We start from the raw sequence: 17493 nt of genomic DNA, 5'->3' as shown, positions 1-17493 counted from the left end.
TCAATATCAATTAAGTGTTGACGATGAGAATTGCTTTCATTTATACTCAGTTTAATAAGTGATAACCATTATCATTTAACTATACCCTTTTTGAAAGGAGTTCCAATATGGAATCTACATTTCTTGTAACGAAGTCATTTAAACATAAAGTAGATTGTTTTTGCTCCTCCAAACATCACAAGAATACGATCCCTTTTCAACGCGGCGACCGTATAGAACTCACAGAAGATATTAAAAACGTAGAGCCACTTGGTTGGTATGTGCGCATCGTTGTAAATGAATCTTACCAAGTTTATGTACATATTGATGATCTTGAAGAGTTTCACGACCAAAAGCTGATCCGTTCTGAAATGGATCTTGAACTAGAATATAACTACTACTCATATAAAGTGAATGCATCCTTGGATCATAAAGATCAAGAACGGTTCATGTACTATGTCCAAAAGCTAGAAGACGTAAACTATGTGCTAACCAAAACGTTAGCCAAAACTTCATCTTAAAGGAGCTGTGAATATGGCATCCATTTTAATTGCATATGCCAGTATGTCTGGTAACACTGAAGAAATAGCCGATCATATTATGAGCGTGTTCGAGGATTATGAACACTCCGTAACGCTCGATGAAATGGAAGAACTTGAACCTCAAGATCTATTAAATTATGATGCTGTCTTGTTAGGTTCTTACACATGGGGAGATGGTGACCTTCCTTATGAAGTAGAAGAATTCTATGAAGAAATGGAAGAACTTGATTTAGCAGGCCTTCCTGCTGCATCTTTCGGATCTGGGGATACCTCTTATCCTAAGTTCTGTGAGGCTGTAAATTTATTTGAAAATCGGCTTCAGGATTGTGGAGCTCGCATCGTTCAGGAAGGATTCAAAATAGAAATGGCGTTAAATGTTAAAGAGGATTATGAACGGTGTACAGCTTTTGCCCGTACATTTCTCGATAACATGAATAGTCCAAATCGTATAGCTACCTAAAAAAAGCGCAATGCTTCTTTTAAATGTCCTTTATAAAGGCACATTAAACCTTAAGCATTGCGCATCTTCTAGAAGTATTTCTTACATGTAGCACAATATGGGTCCCCATTTCCGCGCTTTTGTTTCCCGGAGCATGTCGGGCACTGAATGTAAAAACTATTAGCATTTGCTACACTAGCAAAACCGCCTCGGAAAAAGTTCTTCATCCCACCCTCTATTTTTCCAAAAAGGAGAAATGGAATTCCAATCGAACATCCTAACAAGATACAAATAAGTAAGATCGCCATGCTTTCTTCTTCCCTCCCCACGGTTTGTAAGCGCATTCTCACCTCAATCATATCATTTAACTTCCATTTTTTACTATGCATTAGTTTCAATAAATCCTATATGACTTCAAAAAAACGAAAGAAAATAAAAGAAATGTTTTCCTCTTCTACGTTTGTGAAACACCTATTAATAAAGGAGGAAAAATATGAAAAAGGTAGTAGCTTTATTGGTACTTGCGCTTCCGTTGATAGGGTGTGCAGCAAATGAAGAAGAAGGACAGAAGGAAAGCACACAAATGTCAGAAGAGCACCAGGCAAATAAGGAGAAGAAAGAAACGATTAGCTCACAAGATGATACGGAAAACACTAGTAAAGAGAACGCATCAAAAAACACAAACGATAGCGGCTCATCAGAAAGTAATACTAGTGATCAGCCTACCCTTTCTAAAAAGGAAGCTAAACAAGTAGCACTCGATTATGAAGAAGCCATTACACATACGATTAAGGTCATGGAAGATGACAATGAGGAGAACGACTATACATCTACGTCAGAAATTACATCCTATTATAAAGAAACGATGGCAGAAGAATTAGCTACGTCTAATGCAGAGGAATTGTTTTGGACCAGGGATGGGAAGTTCCAAGTAAAGCCTAGAGACGGAGGGTTAACACTGCAACCCGAACAACCATTTACGCTCAATGAACTCGGAGATCAAACTTATGAAATTGTGCAAGAAAGAAATAATGAACTAATCGGCCATATAAAGGCGCATTTCAAACTAACCCACAATGGGAATCGGTGGGTCATGCAAGAGGTTACTCGAGAAGAACTCCAATAAAGCTAGCACAAGGTGTGCTAGCTTTTGTAAACATGAGGAATGCAAGCTATGGTTTGAATGTCTGAATAATAGTGCCCGCTCCACTCTGAACACTAACTTTCGCATAGGCTCCATTCACAAGGGTCAATTGAGGCGGAACGTGCCCACAGTCTATATCATAGATAACAGGAACATCTAACTCGTCAGCCAACTCCTGATACACATCTAGGACCTCATAATTCCCTACAGGGTGATTAGCAGGACTTCTCCCAAAAAGAATACCAGATATACGATTAAACCAGCCCGCTAGCTTCATTTGAGTAAGCGTTCTTCGTAGATCTGTCGTGGAAAGCTGACAATTCTCAAAATACCAAAGAATCGGCTCAGAACCGATTAGCTCTTGTTGGAAGTACTCTACTTTATCAAATGGAGTTCCCACTAAGTGACGTACAACATCGATACAGCCACCTAGTAACCGCCCCTCCACTTTGACCGGAGTACCGGTTACTGTTTTCCATTCTGTAGATTCCGTTAAATGAAAAATATGTGGAGTTGGATTTTCGAAATCCCACTCTTTCTGATAGTAATCAGAAGAATACTGTGTAACGGATCCTCCCTTTTCAGTCGTTAACACGTCAATCCATCTGCTAGTGGTAGGGTCTGACTCTTCCCCTCGCAAATCAACAAGATTCGTTCCATGAGCTGTTGCGACCCCTGTTTTCAACGTAATCGCTAATAAAAGAAGGCTTGTGTCTGAGTAGCCAAGCATCCATTTTGATGGTAACCCCTCAAACTGAATGTACTCGAGCGTTTCGATTAAGAGTTCCCCTCCCCAAGGCGGGATGATCACATCCACGCTATCGTCTCTGATCATAGCATTAAATTCTTGCGACCTTTCTACTGCAGAGGCTGATCGCGCCTTATCCTGTGTCCAGGCCGTTTGGCCAAAGACCATTGTTTTACCGTTTTTCTTCATCTTTTCTTCTGCTTGTTGTAAAAGGGGATGAAGCTCTTCTGGCACACCTGAAGATGGTGCAGTCACTCCAATTGTATATGTATCCTCGGTTAGATGTGGATATGAGATCATGTGGAACCCTCTCTTCCATTTTTAGCTAATACTAACAGAAGATTGATAGAGGATCTAGTAAAAGCTTATAACGTAATAGGGGCCTGGTTCCCTGGCCCTTTCTTATGATAGCCGATACTATCTTTCATTAAATCAATCTCCATATTCATCGGTTACCTCCTTCCTCTACTTATTGTAGCCGAATCGGTACCCATACCTCTTCTTCAGCTTCAGCATCCTCCGGGTGATAACCTTCTTGCAAACGTTCAAAATGAGGTCTGTCATCAATCACATAAGGAGACTCAGGCAACCACGTTTCATAGATGTAAGTTAATGTTCTCATAAATGTGCTGGCTGGACCTTTGTGAATAAAAACAGCATACTTCCCTTCAGGAAGCGTGAAGACTTCCATAGAAGAAGGAATATGTTTAAGTTCTGAAACTTCAACTAATGTATATTTCGTAAAATTCGTATCAGGATCCACATCGCTGAACGAGAAAAGAAACGGATACACTTGGAGTGAGTAAAAACATGGATCAATTCGGTTGTGTATTTGATGTCTTTCAGGCATAAACGAACGCCATAACTCTGCAGTGCGATCCTCCTGGAACGACATGATCATGCTTTTGCCTACTAAATGTTTCTTTTTAATATCAAGTATTTTCGGTTCTATGTGCATTTCCTCCTTAGAACCATGTTTCTGATAGTAACTATCTCTTGTTAAACATGGGACTTCACTTAAATCGTTTCCCTAAAAAAAATTTACGATCAACTTCTATAAAAGTTCCAGTCTTTTTATTCATGAAGAGCTTCTGGTTAGCAAAATGTTTTTAATAGATTACAAAGCACATAAATTCATTGGAATTATATGTTAATATAAGATGATACAACTAAATAAGGGGATGAGATAGTGAGATTAGGAACTGGCATTCTGTTTATGACCTTCATGTTACTGCTTAGCGCCTGTTCTTCACAATCAAGTGGAGTTACGGATTCTTTTGACGAGCAAGTAAATGAAGAACTTGGGACTGAAGTATTTATACCTGAATATAAAGAGTACCCCATTACATCAGCACAAATTGTTTCTGCGCCAACTGGTGATGCTAAAAATCTAGCTGTGGTTTACTCTAGAAACAAAGGGACATTGATGGATGAGGAATTTATTGATGATTACGAAAAAGATATGGGGTCAAACGTAGTATATGGCTTATACGATGGAGAGCCTTGGCTATTTAGAATAACGTATAGTAACGTTAAAACAACAATCAGCACCGATGATACCGAAATGAAGAATATAAATGGAGTAGATGTTCGATTTAGTGAAAGTAAGGTTAAGGATGAAGAGGTAGTACTCATGTTTTTTAACGTAGAGGAAGGATCTTATTCCATTGAGTTTGTATTGAGAGAAGGATTAACGAAAGATAAAGCATTTGGAATTGCTGAATCCATAATCAAGAAAACAACGTAAAGTTCGAGCACTCAGCCCAACAAGTGGTCTGGACATCTATAATAGAATCATAAAAAAGAGGCTAATTCCTATACGAATGGCCTCTTTTGATTATAGAATTGTATTCCCGTCATTCACGAACCCTCTGTTACAAGATACGGCTTTTCTTATACTTGCTCAGGCTCTGACTCGTGAGAAAAGAATAGATAAAGAGCAGCAAGTGTTATAAAAGTGAGCAATATATATTGAATAGAAGCAATAACTAATCCTACTCCCACAAAGGTAATCAGACTATAAGAAATCGCTCGCTTCTGACGCGCAGTGCCCGTTCTATACCCATGAATAATAGCCAGTATAGCAGTTATAGCAATTAAAGTCCCTCCAAGAATGAAGGTTCCATCCTTGTGCGTGACATCCATTACAGTAATGATCCCAATCATAAACCCAGTAATGTCAAAAGTTGAAGTACTCTCGGTACCAAACGCATAATGAGTGCTCATAATCGATAAGAATAAAAGTCCAGTAAACATCACCACATATGCGTGACCCAAAGAGACCGCAATCATTAACATGACCAACAGAACTCCAGAAATTACTTTTGTACCATTAGTTGAAATTTTATTTGCCATGTGAACCGCAGACATTACAAATAAGAACCATATAATTGTTAATGGAATCGTAACAAATTGTAATGACAGCTCCTCATTTAATAGAGGGAAAAACATATAATCTAGTTGAATATTTCCGAATATAGATACAATTAAAATAGCCGCTATTCGCCCGAACGTTCTACCTACTTCGCCGATCCATAAGGAATTGGACCCATAATCCGTTACAATAAGGACGAGCCCTCCTACTATAATAGGAACCGAATAAAAACCTTCCGAGCCAATAAGGAGTAGCCCCATTGTAAAACTTAGCCACATGACAACACTACTCGTTACCCTCGGCGTATTCAAAAACCTATCATTATAAGAAACCCTAGAAATTTGTTTACAAATAAATGGGATTAAACAGCATAACACTACCGCCAGATTCAACTCCGCACCACCTTCTCAAAAGATTTTGATTACAGATCTTTATCCTTAACTGGTACTTAATAACTATGTACCTCTATTGTAACCGGAAACCTTTTAAGAAGTCTTGCATTCTTTGTAAATTTAATTTAAATTTTCTGTTAATTTACCAATTTTTTGATGGGATGGAGGGACAGGTACCTAGTCCCTCGTGGCGAGCTACTATTTCGGGACGCGAAGGGACGAGGTACCTGTCCCCTAATCCCTGAGAATATCATCGAGCTTATTTACATCTGAAGTGCTTATTTCAGCGAAACGTGAAGTTTTTTCCATGATAACTCCACTCCCAAGGTCTTGATTTAACCATAAAGAATAAGGAATGGTAACTCCGTTATCAAGAGAAAAATCTAACCGATAATCAGGAGGAGGCAAATCCATACGGTCATCTTGCTCCTTTACATCTTGAGCGAATTTAATAAGAACTTTAGCTTCTTCAGTATTCTCATTTATTTCTTTCAACAGCTCATATGAATCTTCTGATTGATATTCGTAAATCAGAACTTTTTCTGGTTTATTCCCATTCCATGTTGCATGACAACCTGTGAGTCCAATTATAACGAATAGAGAAAGTATTATGATTGCCTCATACTTAAACCTCCTCAAACTTTCCACTCTCCTCTACACGTATCACTCATAAAGATACATGATGATTAGAAAAATCGTTGTGCTCTGATGGAACAAAGACCTTGAATAGCAGTAAAAGAGCCATTACCGTTCCAACTCCCGCAAAGATCAGACTGACCACCTGCAACGTAAACCATTGAGCAAACAGTCCAAGAAGGGTTGTTAACAAAATTTGAATAAGCCCTTGAATCATATTTGCCACACTTCCAAAGCGCCCCATAAGATCAACAGGTACTGTATTTTGAAAGTAGGTGGCGTAACCAGTATTCGCAAACGCCATAAAAAAGCCTAAAAAAATAAAGGCCGCTGTTGCCGTTAGCATATTATAGGAAGAATAAAAGAACACATAGCCTAAAGACGAAAGCAAAATGCCACCAGCCAAGTAGAGTCTTGTAGAAAGTTTGTTAGCAAAAATAGCAGCCATACTTCCTCCTGTTAATGACCCCACTGCTGTTACACTTACAATCAAACCATAATGTTGATCGGAAAGGTTAAGGTGTTGTTTAATGTAAGTTACTTCTTGTGAATCTAATGCAAACCCCATAATCATAGCGCCCTGGAACAATAGATAAACCGTTATAAAGAAGGGCGTCTTTCCAGCGAACCCTTTTAATACGATCCAATCATTCATAACCCCTTTCCACGTCATTGGTTCACGAACTTTTCCTGACTGATCACCTGCGTCAGGAAGAAGGAAGATGAGGAAAGCACATAAGAGAAAAGTCATTGCATTAATAATAATACATAATTCGGTACCTACCATCATAATTAACACACCAGCTAAACCTGGTCCGATTAGGAATGCTCCTGAATTCGCCATACTCAAAAACGAATTAAACCGCTTCCGTTTCGTTTGAGGCACGAGTTTCGTTATGTACACAGATGAAGCGGGACCGAAAAACGCTCCAATCATATTAATTACAAGAATTAAAGAATAGATCCCCCATAGAGATGATAGAAAAGGAATACATAAAACGAGTGCACCTCTAATGATATCAACAAACACCATAAGCTTTCTCTCATTCACCCGGTCTACGACACTCCCCGACCACACGTTCATCAATAAAACTGCGATGGGCTTCAACACATAAAGGCCAGCTACAGCAGCTGCTGAACCCGTTATGTCTAATATCATAAGATTAATCGCAATTAAGTAGATCCAGTTCCCAAGAAAAGAGATACCAACGCCTGATAGTAATAAAATCGGATTCTTCCAGGTACTCATTTTTTTACCCCCCTTATTCAGAAGTGATCCGAATTAAATTTCCATCTGGATCAGCAATTTTGAAACCTCTCATATCCCATGGGTAAGATTCGATCCCAACAACCATTGGATAGCCAACTTGCTGAACTCGTTCATACACAACTTCAAGGCTATCGACGACGATGATCATTTCTGCTCCGTTTCCCTTCCCTTGAGCCATGCCATTTTGATCGAAATAGGCGCGTTCTTTCTCTTTATTATTCAATAGTTGCTCCGAAGTCAAAAGGAGCGAGAAACAGTCGTAATTGAACCTAGCTGCACGTTCATTTCTCCCATATAACTCAAGTCCTACTAGGTTTTCGTAAAAATCCAAGGATGCTTCTATATCTTTTACGTAGTATTCCATTCTAAATAGGATACTCATTCCATCGTCCTCTCTACTTTATTTCTATTATTCTTCTAACCTTTAACGATAGGCAAACTGAATAAACTGATCTATCATCTTATCAAACTTCATCTCTTCTTCTAAAAAAGGGAAATGATTGCTCTCTTTAAATATGTATTATTCGGAGTGAGGTAAACCCTTATGAATAGCTTCTGAGAATTCAACAGGACATTGCGTATCGTGCTGACCGCAAAAAACGAACGTTGGGACATGAATACAGTTAAGCTCTTCCGTCAGATTAAAGTGTGGTAGTTCTTTAAACGAGTAATAATCCAAGCGCCTTGGGACAACCTTACCGCTACTTGGCCTTTTGAAATACTCTGCTCTTTGTGCAGGTCGATATAGCGACAGATCCGTCCAAGCTCTATTCGCCTCTCGTTTTTCTTCAGGTGAAGCTTCATCTGATTTAATAATGATAAACAGTTCTTTTAATCTCTTATTTAAAGGACTATTCCTCGCATACATACTCCCTTCATGCCGCATGTACGCGTTCGATGCCGCAGCTCCTCCGACAACCATTTTTGTGAGGGATTCAGGAAATGAGTGTGCATAAACAAGACCAAGCATTCCGCCTGTCGAATGACCTGCAAAAACCCACCGGTTATATCCTAGCGCTTCTCGTATCGCTTCAAGATCCCTCACTGACTCTTTCATACTAAGTTGTTCATTTTCTGTTGCTTTGACGGATTGGCCAGCCTCTCTTAAGTTAACAAGATAAACTCTAAACCGACTCGTAAACGGATCTGCGAAATAGGTGCCTCGTTCGTTAAATTCACTATATAAGTGCGTCACACAAAGAGGTTCACCTTCCCCTGCTACAAAACATTCAAATGTACCTCTGCTGGTTTGAATCATTTGGCGTCCCCACACTACACGTTCACCCTTTCTAGTATTCGAATTCTTGGCGTCTTACCCATAACCTAATATTAAATAGGGAAATACTCCAAAGGCTCTGAACAGTGTGTGTACCCATTTTTCTCATAATAAGGAATAGACTCATCACTAGGCCATACAATGACAAATTCATAATGTTTCTCTTTAACCCATTCATGTATCGCCTTAAGCATCTTACTCCCAATCCCTTTATCCCGACTTTCTGGCACTGTATATACATTAGTCATATAAGCGAAAGGATACGTTGTTCTACCAGGCCGAGGGACCTTTTGGATTAACTCTATGTAGATATGTGAAAGAACTCTTCCGTTCTCCTCTGCCACCCATATAAACCAGTTTTCATTTTGAATTGCTTGTTCTAAAAAAACGCGGCATTCTCTTTCAAAATCATGAAAGGATGCGCTTCTTTTCGTTTCATCATCTTCGATTGTAAAGTCCCATCTCATTCTTATTAATTGCTCAATATCTTTTAATTCAGCAAACCTTATGTTCACGATGAACTTCCCCCTCAAATAGTCGCTTAGTTATTCGCAATCTTTATGCTTACATTACCGGATCACAAAGTTCCACATCATTCTCATGCTCAGACCATTTCGAATACACTTCTAATGACCACTTTGCTGGTACCCTTTTATATCCTTGCTCCCCTATCCATTGGTGTAAATCATCATAAACCTTATAGATCCTTGAAGCTGGGCCTGTGAAATTTAAAACCGCATACTTCTGCGCGGGAATAACCAGCGACACCATCCCTTCAGGAATATCCTCAAAATCATGCACTTCATAACAAACCCAGTAGCCATCATCTTCTGGTGAGGTTTCTGAAGCTTTAAATGCGCCAATAAGCCTACTCGGCACAACTAGATGATGTATTTCACCTTTACGGCTTTCAATTCGATCAAAGGTTTTCGGTATCTCAACACCATATTCCTCTGGCCCCTCACAAACTAGACGAAACCCGACTAATTTCTTTTGGTTAACATTTTTAATCCCACGTATTGAATTGCTTGAATGTACACCCATATCTACTCCCCCCTCATAATCTATAAAGGTATCATTACTCACTTCTATAAAAGGATATTTTTCCCTCCATTCTTTTTAAAGGAGAGAAAGGCCCTCTTCCCTTTGGGTTTACGAACAGTAGTCAAAAATAATGCAACATATGACTTAATAAACAGGACACTAGGGACAATGTACCTGTCCCTAGTGTCCCGTTAAAGAACGATTGCCCCACTCGTCTATGATAGTGGGGCAATCGCGTTTCTCCTTATTTAATTAAGATCAATTATCTAAGCTGATCAAGTATATTTTTTACTTTCGGGACTACCTCATGACTGCCATCCTCTGCATCTTCAATCATCATCGATACAAGAAGATGATTAGAGTCCGTGTTCCAGGCGACGAACCAGCCGTTCACCTGACCATCTTCTTCCCCAGCCTTTTTCAACTCTGCTGAGCCTGTTTTTCCAGCTATGTTCAATCCTTCCAAAACGGGATTATAAGCCGTTCCTGCAGCGTCATGCACAACTGCTTTTAACCTTTCAGTGATAAGAGATGCTGTTTCTTGACTTATCACATTCTTATGCCAGGCTTGACCTGTTTCTTCATCCGCTAACAAAGTTGGCTTCAACAGCGTTCCACCTGTCACAAATGACGTATACGTCATCGCTAAGTGCAAGGAGCTCATCTCCACTTCGCCTTGTCCATAACCTGTAGCTGCTAGCAATGATTCATTGCCAATCTTGTTTTCATTGGCCAATTGCGACTTCTGAATCGAATAAGGGAAAGGAAGCTTTTCATTAAAGCCAAACTTGCGCGCCTGCTCTTGGAAAGAATCAACCCCCACTTCTACAATCTTACGTGCAAAGTAGATATTATCCGATCGAACAAGTGCATCGCGTAAGTCTACCTGCGTATCAACCGCAGCACTTGGAACTCTTGTTACACTGTAACCTGCTTTAGCCTTATAGGTTTCTCCATTGATCGTCATTTCCTCATCAGGTTTAATCGTTCCTGTTTCTATACCAATCGATGCCGTGATCGGTTTAAAAGTAGAACCTGGTGAATAGGTTTTTGTAAACTTATTAAGGGTTGGGCCCTCTGAGCTTAGTCCCAAACTTAACGCATTCGGATCATAAGCAGGTGTACTCACCAACGCCTTTACTTCTCCAGTAGATGGATTGATAGCAGAAGCTGTTCCAGAATCATCTTTCATCTCTTTATAAACCGTCTCCTGCACACTTTTTTCAATCGTTAACGTTAGATCTTTCCCGTTCTCAACAGGTTTTTCTGTAAGTACAATATTCTCTGCTTCTTCTGCTTTCTTCGTTATAGATACTTTAAATCCAGGGGTCCCTCTCAGTTGTTCTTCATAAACCAGCTCAAGACCTGACTTGCCAATTCGATCAGTCGAAGAATAGCCTTCTCCGTCACGCTCCTCCAGCTCTTCTGCTGTAATGTTACCAACGTATCCGGTTAGATGAGCCGCCGCTTCCCCTAACGGATAAACGCGAGCCTTTTTCCCTGAAATCACCTTGTAACCTCGGGGTAGGTCCCCTTTTAAAATAGCATCCAATCGCTTTTTATCCGTATCTGCTACCATTGCTAACGGAACAAAAAGATCATCTTTTACCCAGGACTGATTTAGTTTCTGATCTATTTTTTCTACAGATAGACCCAGAATTTCAGATAATCGCTTCTTTAACTCCTCTTCATTTTCCATTACACCAGGAACAATACCCACTTCCAGAACAGGCCCCTTCACAGCGAGTCCTTCTCTGTTCACATCATATATTTCACCACGCTCAGGAGAAACGGTGTCAACCTGGACCGTATCGCCTTCTTCCATCTCTAAGAAAAGCATGGAATAAGCCCACTTCATTGCCCAGCGATCCGTTTCTTCCCCTTCTTCATAGATAAGTTCAGCCTTATGACTAAAGTCAATTTTTCCACCAATGGTTTCCATCGTCACGTCAAAATCAAAAACAGGCGAGGATTCTTTATCGTGGTTTTGTTCTTCAGACAGCCCGTATGTAACCTCCAGATTCTCCATAGACATTTTCTCATAGCTGTTCGTATACAATTCTGTAAACTCTCCTTTCGTTATCCCTTCTTTAGCACCCTCACTAAGAAGTTCGTACATTTCTCCATATTCACCTTTCTCCCATGCATCCATATAAGAGGTAAATGTATCCTCTGGTTTCGGCTGCTCAGAACAAGCTACAAGCGTCACTAAGGCCAAAGATAATAAAAACCCTTTCCAAGACTTCATCTTCTCTCTCCTTTGCTGTCATCCTTAGACAAAAGAATAATCCTAAAAGATCAGGTCGCCACGGACAAGATACCTGTCCCTTTAGAAACTATTCAAAAAGGAGTACCATTATACATAAGGGAGCCTCTTTAAGAATGATTTCCCTTATCTTAAATAACAAGCTGTACATAAGGAGAGGAAAAACTTCATGGATTTGAAACGAAAGATTGCGAAACGAGCATTAGATGAGATAGAAGAGGATACGATCGTGGGGCTGGGCGGAGGAAGTACGATTAAACACCTCGTCTATCTATTGAAAGATAGCGGACGCTCCGTTAAGGTCGTCACCCCATCATGGGAAACGAAACAACATTGTAAGGAAGTTGGATTAGACGTGGTATCGATTGAAGATGTCTCCTCTATCGATATCGCTTTTGATGGGTGCGATCAAGTTGATGAAAGTCTTTGCGCGTTGAAAAGCGGAGGTGGTATTCATACTGCAGAGAAGATTGTGGCTCGTTTGGCCAATGAATACGTCCTTCTTGTAGATGAATCGAAGCTCGTCTCGACTTTGACGTACGATCACCCAATCGTCCTCGAAGTGCTGCCTCAAGCTATGGAAGTAGTACGTCGTCAATTGGAAACATACCAAATCAACTACTCAGAAATTCGTAAAAGCGAAAAGAAAGACGGTGCCGTTGTCACAGAATTCAGCAACCATCTACTTGATGTGTATATGGAACCTCGAACTGATCACTTGACCCTTGAAACCGAGCTTACAGCCCTCACCGGCGTAGTGGAGGTCTCATTATTTACCTCTGTCATAACGAAAGCATTCGTAGGGAGCGAAGGTGGGATTCGAGAACTTACATAGGGTGTGTCAGGGACAATGTACCTGTCCCTGACGTCCCTATCACTCCTCATGTTCAGCGATAGGATAACCGGACTTAATATGCAAATCTCTTTGAGGAAATGGAATCTCGACATCGTTTTTGTTAAGTTGTTCATAGATTCGAAAGTTCAGATCACTCTTGATTCGGATGACTTCTTCAGGGTTAGAAATCCATATGAATAGTTCAAAATCTAGTGATGAGTCTCCGAATCCAGTAAAGTTCACAAATGGTTCCGGTGAATGTATGATTATAGGATTGTCTGCTCTTGCTTCTCTTGCAACAGACAGAAGGATCTCCTTTACAAGATAAACATCCGTTCCATAAGCTACCCCAATCGGGAGAGTTAGGCGCAGCCTAGGGTCTGAAAAGGATCGGTTGATGACCTTTTCTTCTAGAAAGTAAGAGTTTGGTATGATGATATGTTCGTTTTCTAAAGTTCTAACGACCGTTGCGCGCATACTAATTCTCACTACGTCACCGATCACTTCATCAATAATGACACGGTCCCCTACTTTAATCGGACGTTCAAAGAGCAAGATGAGTCCGGAGATAAAATTTGAGGCTATATTCTGCATACCAAAACCAATACCAACCCCCAAAACACCAGCAAATACCGTTAGGGCGCTTAAATCAATCCCAACAGTTGTTAGGCTTACAAAAACGGCAATGACCATAATAACGTAATGGATTATGCGTTCCATTGTAAATTGGAGCCCTTTATCCAATTGATGGCGTTCGTAAAAGAATGGAAGTATGTAGTTGTTAAGTATTCTTGAGAGTCGACTAGCTAATGTGATAATTAACACAGCAATGAGGATTAAAAATAAGGTAACTTCTACTTCTCCTATCGTTAACAGGTTATAAAACAGCCATTTTGAATCGGAGAAATAAATGATCAGGAAAACGAGAATACCGTTATAAGTCAACCAATTAATAAGAGAGAGAAGTGCTTTTTCAACACCATCTTTATTTCTAAACAGCCGCTTTATGAGAAACGAAAAGCTTAAGCGGAGCAGTAAAATAACGACTACAAATACGGATACTCGTATAATATCTCCCCACTGCCACAAGCTGAGTGAGTCTAACAACATGTTGGAACCTCCTTATGGGATACAAAGTCTCTTCTAATGAAAAAGAAAAAGATGCTATATGATGGTGGGGTGAAAGAAACCAGCCTAGCTCAATAGAATTAAAGCAGCAACGGCATATGGTTGCTATTTCATTACTATTCAGCGCATCCATATTCATGAGTAGCAGAGCTTTCTTTAGGCTATGATTACAATTCACAAACTAAAGACTCTCCCTTCTCAGCTTCTCCATTACCCTCTACAATCTCAATCACTTCAACAGGACAATCAAACAATAACTTTTGTATCCATCCGTTTACACTCAACGAACAGTTCCTCTGAATAATCTGGTTCTTGCAATAAAATCCTCCCTATTGCCCATAACCCAGTTATCAAGTTCGTCCTTGTTAAAATATATGACTCTAGTTGGAATACTAATCTTCATATCTAATCTCCTTACATGGAATGAAAAATCAACGCCTTTCTCTCAATTCGACAAATCGTTCGTATACCCTTCCTGTGGCAGAGGGACAGGTACCTCGTCCCTTCGCGTGTCTAAACAAATAAACTAATCTTGTTGAGATTATCTCTAAATCTGTTAGTGTAAGAATAATTCAAACCACGAACATACTAAAACGGACATGAAGAGCCCTCTCTTCATGTCCGTTTTTTCTGGACCCTAAGGGACAATGTACCTGTCCCCATTGTCCCTTTTAGCATGTTGGTCTCCCCATTCATGGAGTGTTTCCATAATGGGTTTTAGTTCTTTTCCATAGTCCGTTAAGGTATATTCTACCTTGGGAGGGACAGATGGATAAATCTTTCGACTAATAATTTGGTTATGCTCGAATTCTCTTAAATGAGTAGTGAGCATTTTTTTAGTTATATTCGGAATCAGCTTTTGCAATTCACTAAATCGAAGCGTTTCGTGCTCCATAATATGATATAAAATGATATGCTTCCACTTCCCCGTTAAGAGCTCAAGAACTTCATTTGCTTTACAAGGTATAGACATCTTCTCGCCCCTTCCTCTTCCTAAAGTATCTTTTGGTAAACCTAGATACAATAAAGTGCCTTCTTATCCTTTCTAAACAATTCTGATAGCTTAAAAGATGAAAGAAATAAAATAAGGAGTTGATTGGTACAATGAAAACTGAAATAGGAGCAACCATTATAAGAATTACTTTAGGCTTCATATTCTTCTTCCATGGTTTAGCCAAGTTTCAAGGTGGTATTCAAAACACAGCTGGTTGGTTTGATAGCATTGGTTTGCCTGAATTCACCGCTTATATTGTCGCTTCAATAGAACTAGCAGGAGGAATCCTTTTAATCCTTGGGTTAGCCACGAGAATTTTTGCTGGTTTGTTTGCACTCATCATGATTGGCGCAATTTTAAAAGTAAAACTCAGTGCAGGACTAATGGGAAATGGGCAATCTTCAGGCTTTGAGCTAGACCTTGCACTACTTGCGATGGCTTTATTCATTTCCATTAAGGATCATAATCAAAAGTATTCTTTAGATGCGTTACTTTTCACTGATAAATAATTTTTACTTTACCTATAACGTTACTACCAACAAGTAATGAATTCAAATTAAAAATCCCGACGAGCATTCTTGTCGGGATTTCTATTAAACTCATATCTCTAATTTGATTGTATTACCTGTCGGATCATAAGTAATCACCATGTTCTCATCTTCAAGTACACGATAACCTAGTTCCCTCAAGCGAGTGATGGCTTTTTGCCTGGCTTCTTTTCCAGGGAAGATAAGTGAATAGAACTGCAGCCCGACCCTTTTAGTAGAAGGTTCTTTAGCCCTTTCGCCTTTCCAGGTATTTAATCCAATATGATGATGATACCCGGATGTTGATAAAAACAAGGCTTTGTCTAATCGATCAAACGTCACTTCAAAACCAAGCCCCACACAGTAAAATTCTCTCGCTGCTTGTAAATCACGGACGTGTAAATGGATGTGACCAATAATGGTGCCTAATGGCATCCCACTCCATCTATCACCATTTAATTCTGACAAAATAGAATCTCCATCCAGTGGATCCACCGTCATAACAATTTGATCATTTACACGTTGCCATTGAGATGATGGTCGATCCTGATAAACCTCAATTCCGTTACCATCAGGATCCTCAAAATATAAGGCTTCGCTAACCAGATGATCCGCAGCCCCCATATGAATGCCCTGCTCGGTCAGATGATAAATGAAAGAAGCTAAATCTTTCCGAGTCGGCAAAAGAATAGCAAAATGATAAAGGCCTGCTTCTCTCCTATCCTTAGCTTCTATTGATTTAGGTTGCTCAAGGATCACCAATGGGTTCTTCCCATCGGCAGATAACACTGCTTTTCCACCCTCTTCTTCCATTACTTTTAAACCTAGTATATTTGTATAAAATGCTTTTGATTTAGGTAAAACTTGAACCTTTAAAGACACAACTCCAACTCGAACCGCAGGGTCTTGAAAAAAAGTACGCTCCATAAAATTCATCCCTTCATAAAGGTTTAAACAACTTCAATATATCTCCTATTATAGGTCGGGACAAGAAGGTACTTTATCCTTCCCTGGTTTCATAAAGGATACCTTTGAAGATGGGCCGGAGGGACAGGTACCTCGTCCCTTCCTTTTTTAAATCTGTTATAGATGTGAAAATATATTACATACCTCGAACTTACTAAAACGGACATGAAGAACCTTCTCTTTATGCCCGTTTCTATTCATACACGTTAAAACTCTATTACAAGTAACCATCACACTCTGTGTAAATAATAAACCCAAGAATATATTTCTAAACCCTAAGGGACAATGTACTTGTCCCTATTTCTCCCAAAGCTCGATTCGTCTTCCTTCTGGATCTTCAATCCATATAAACTTCCCGTACTGGTTTACCGTCTTTTCCATCACAAGGGTTATCCCAATTTGTTGAAGATGTTTTATACTCTCGTCAATATTTTCAACCTGAAAGTTTAACATGACTTGCTGTTCTTCCGGGAAATACGTGTCACTCTCTGAAAAGAAAGAGAAGACAGTTTCATTTCCTGGTTGTGGTATAAGGACGGTCCCATTCCAATCTTCTAATTCAATCTTTAATACATCGCTATACCATTTCTTCAAGCTTTCTAATTTCTTAGTTCTCCAAAAAACTCCACCAAATCCTTTGATATTCATAAAAGTCACCTGCCTGTTTCATCACTTCGACACTAATTTCTAAACCCCTTCTGAAATACCCGATTCTTTTGTTGTGAAGATCTTCTGCAATATATAACGTTTACTATTCGGAGTTGCTACTAAGTATATATGATTTTACCTTTCCTTTTACTAACTCCTCAATAACGAGATCAATACCTTCCCCGGCCCCAACTGTAAAAAGGTCACAGATCAGGTGATGCCCACACTCTATGCATGATCGGGACAAGGTACCTGTCCCTCCGGACCGGACCTTGGTTGAACAAT

21 protein-coding genes are annotated in these 17493 nt (G+C 39.7%); 6 read left to right on the top strand and 15 right to left on the bottom strand.

What is annotated here, in order from left to right; genetic code table 11:
* The first annotated feature begins 107 nt into the window (after window positions 1-107).
* Window positions 108-500 (top strand): hypothetical protein, encoded by a 393-nt coding sequence (locus tag IEW76_RS11325; protein WP_188653903.1) that lies wholly within the window; start codon window positions 108-110, stop codon window positions 498-500.
* Window positions 501-513: 13 nt separating this feature from the next.
* Window positions 514-981 carry a flavodoxin gene (locus tag IEW76_RS11320; protein WP_188653901.1) on the top strand — a complete coding sequence of 156 codons (468 nt, stop codon included), beginning with the start codon at window positions 514-516 and terminating at the stop codon, window positions 979-981.
* 68 nt (window positions 982-1049) lie between these two features.
* On the opposite strand, the gene IEW76_RS11315 is transcribed toward IEW76_RS11320, so the two are convergent.
* On the bottom strand, window positions 1050-1349 hold the full coding sequence (locus IEW76_RS11315) for a hypothetical protein (protein WP_188653899.1): 300 nt from the start codon (window positions 1347-1349) through the stop codon (window positions 1050-1052).
* A gap of 104 nt (window positions 1350-1453) precedes the next feature.
* Between IEW76_RS11315 and IEW76_RS11310 the strand changes: the two genes are divergently transcribed.
* Window positions 1454-2086, top strand: coding sequence for a hypothetical protein (locus tag IEW76_RS11310; protein ID WP_188653897.1), 633 nt, complete (start codon window positions 1454-1456; stop codon window positions 2084-2086).
* A gap of 46 nt (window positions 2087-2132) precedes the next feature.
* On the opposite strand, the gene IEW76_RS11305 is transcribed toward IEW76_RS11310, so the two are convergent.
* Together IEW76_RS11305 and IEW76_RS11300 are read right to left on the bottom strand one after the other, a co-directional pair.
* Window positions 2133-3152, bottom strand: coding sequence for a S66 family peptidase (locus IEW76_RS11305; protein ID WP_188653895.1), 1020 nt, complete (start codon window positions 3150-3152; stop codon window positions 2133-2135).
* Between the two features lie 169 nt (window positions 3153-3321).
* Window positions 3322-3810, bottom strand: coding sequence for a GyrI-like domain-containing protein (locus IEW76_RS11300; RefSeq protein WP_229721214.1), 489 nt, complete (start codon window positions 3808-3810; stop codon window positions 3322-3324).
* Window positions 3811-4041: 231 nt separating this feature from the next.
* Between IEW76_RS11300 and IEW76_RS11295 the strand changes: the two genes are divergently transcribed.
* On the top strand, window positions 4042-4599 hold the full coding sequence (locus IEW76_RS11295) for a hypothetical protein (protein ID WP_188653893.1): 558 nt from the start codon (window positions 4042-4044) through the stop codon (window positions 4597-4599).
* Window positions 4600-4745: 146 nt separating this feature from the next.
* Here IEW76_RS11295 and IEW76_RS11290 read toward each other — a convergent pair whose 3' ends face one another.
* The 8 genes from IEW76_RS11290 to IEW76_RS11255 form a co-directional block, all read right to left on the bottom strand.
* Entirely contained in the window at window positions 4746-5504 is a 759-nt protein-coding gene (locus IEW76_RS11290; protein ID WP_188653891.1) for a hypothetical protein, read from the bottom strand.
* Between the two features lie 348 nt (window positions 5505-5852).
* Entirely contained in the window at window positions 5853-6257 is a 405-nt protein-coding gene (locus IEW76_RS11285; protein WP_188653889.1) for a YhfM domain-containing protein, read from the bottom strand.
* Window positions 6258-6285: 28 nt separating this feature from the next.
* Entirely contained in the window at window positions 6286-7503 is a 1218-nt protein-coding gene (locus tag IEW76_RS11280) for an MFS transporter (protein ID WP_188653887.1), read from the bottom strand.
* A gap of 13 nt (window positions 7504-7516) precedes the next feature.
* Window positions 7517-7906, bottom strand: coding sequence for a VOC family protein (locus IEW76_RS11275; RefSeq protein ID WP_188653885.1), 390 nt, complete (start codon window positions 7904-7906; stop codon window positions 7517-7519).
* Between the two features lie 138 nt (window positions 7907-8044).
* The gene (locus tag IEW76_RS11270; RefSeq protein WP_229721213.1) at window positions 8045-8782 is read right to left on the bottom strand and encodes an alpha/beta fold hydrolase; all 738 of its coding nucleotides are present in this window, start codon (window positions 8780-8782) and stop codon (window positions 8045-8047) included.
* 71 nt (window positions 8783-8853) lie between these two features.
* A complete protein-coding gene (locus IEW76_RS11265; RefSeq protein WP_188653883.1) occupies window positions 8854-9315 on the bottom strand; it encodes a GNAT family N-acetyltransferase in 462 nt (153 codons plus the stop codon).
* A 49-nt stretch (window positions 9316-9364) separates the two neighbouring features.
* Window positions 9365-9844 carry a GyrI-like domain-containing protein gene (locus tag IEW76_RS11260; protein ID WP_188653881.1) on the bottom strand — a complete coding sequence of 160 codons (480 nt, stop codon included), beginning with the start codon at window positions 9842-9844 and terminating at the stop codon, window positions 9365-9367.
* Between the two features lie 262 nt (window positions 9845-10106).
* Complete coding sequence (locus IEW76_RS11255) at window positions 10107-12092, bottom strand: penicillin-binding transpeptidase domain-containing protein (RefSeq protein WP_188653879.1); 1986 nt, start codon at window positions 12090-12092, stop codon at window positions 10107-10109.
* Window positions 12093-12279: 187 nt separating this feature from the next.
* On the opposite strand from IEW76_RS11255, the gene rpiA reads away from it, so the two are divergent.
* Window positions 12280-12945, top strand: a complete 666-nt coding sequence (gene rpiA, locus IEW76_RS11250) for a ribose 5-phosphate isomerase A (protein WP_188653877.1) — start codon at window positions 12280-12282, stop codon at window positions 12943-12945.
* Window positions 12946-12984: 39 nt separating this feature from the next.
* Here the strand turns inward: rpiA and IEW76_RS11245 are convergent, their stop codons facing one another.
* On the bottom strand, window positions 12985-14055 hold the full coding sequence (locus tag IEW76_RS11245) for a mechanosensitive ion channel family protein (RefSeq protein WP_188653875.1): 1071 nt from the start codon (window positions 14053-14055) through the stop codon (window positions 12985-12987).
* A 655-nt stretch (window positions 14056-14710) separates the two neighbouring features.
* Entirely contained in the window at window positions 14711-15046 is a 336-nt protein-coding gene (locus tag IEW76_RS11240) for a winged helix-turn-helix transcriptional regulator (protein ID WP_188653873.1), read from the bottom strand.
* A 131-nt stretch (window positions 15047-15177) separates the two neighbouring features.
* Here IEW76_RS11240 and IEW76_RS11235 point away from each other — a divergent pair, with 131 nt between their 5' ends.
* Window positions 15178-15576, top strand: coding sequence for a DoxX family protein (locus IEW76_RS11235; RefSeq protein ID WP_188653871.1), 399 nt, complete (start codon window positions 15178-15180; stop codon window positions 15574-15576).
* 90 nt (window positions 15577-15666) lie between these two features.
* Here the strand turns inward: IEW76_RS11235 and IEW76_RS11230 are convergent, their stop codons facing one another.
* On the bottom strand, window positions 15667-16521 hold the full coding sequence (locus tag IEW76_RS11230; RefSeq protein ID WP_188653868.1) for a VOC family protein: 855 nt from the start codon (window positions 16519-16521) through the stop codon (window positions 15667-15669).
* 336 nt (window positions 16522-16857) lie between these two features.
* A complete protein-coding gene (locus tag IEW76_RS11225) occupies window positions 16858-17208 on the bottom strand; it encodes a VOC family protein (protein WP_188653866.1) in 351 nt (116 codons plus the stop codon).
* Window positions 17209-17493: the final 285 nt, after the last annotated feature.

Origin of the sequence: Pontibacillus salipaludis (assembly GCF_014642405.1) — a bacterium.
GTDB classification, from domain to species: Bacteria; Bacillota; Bacilli; order Bacillales; family BH030062; genus Pontibacillus; species Pontibacillus salipaludis.
The sequence above is the reverse complement of the archived record's forward strand: the minus strand, read 5'-3'. Positions and strand labels throughout refer to the sequence as shown.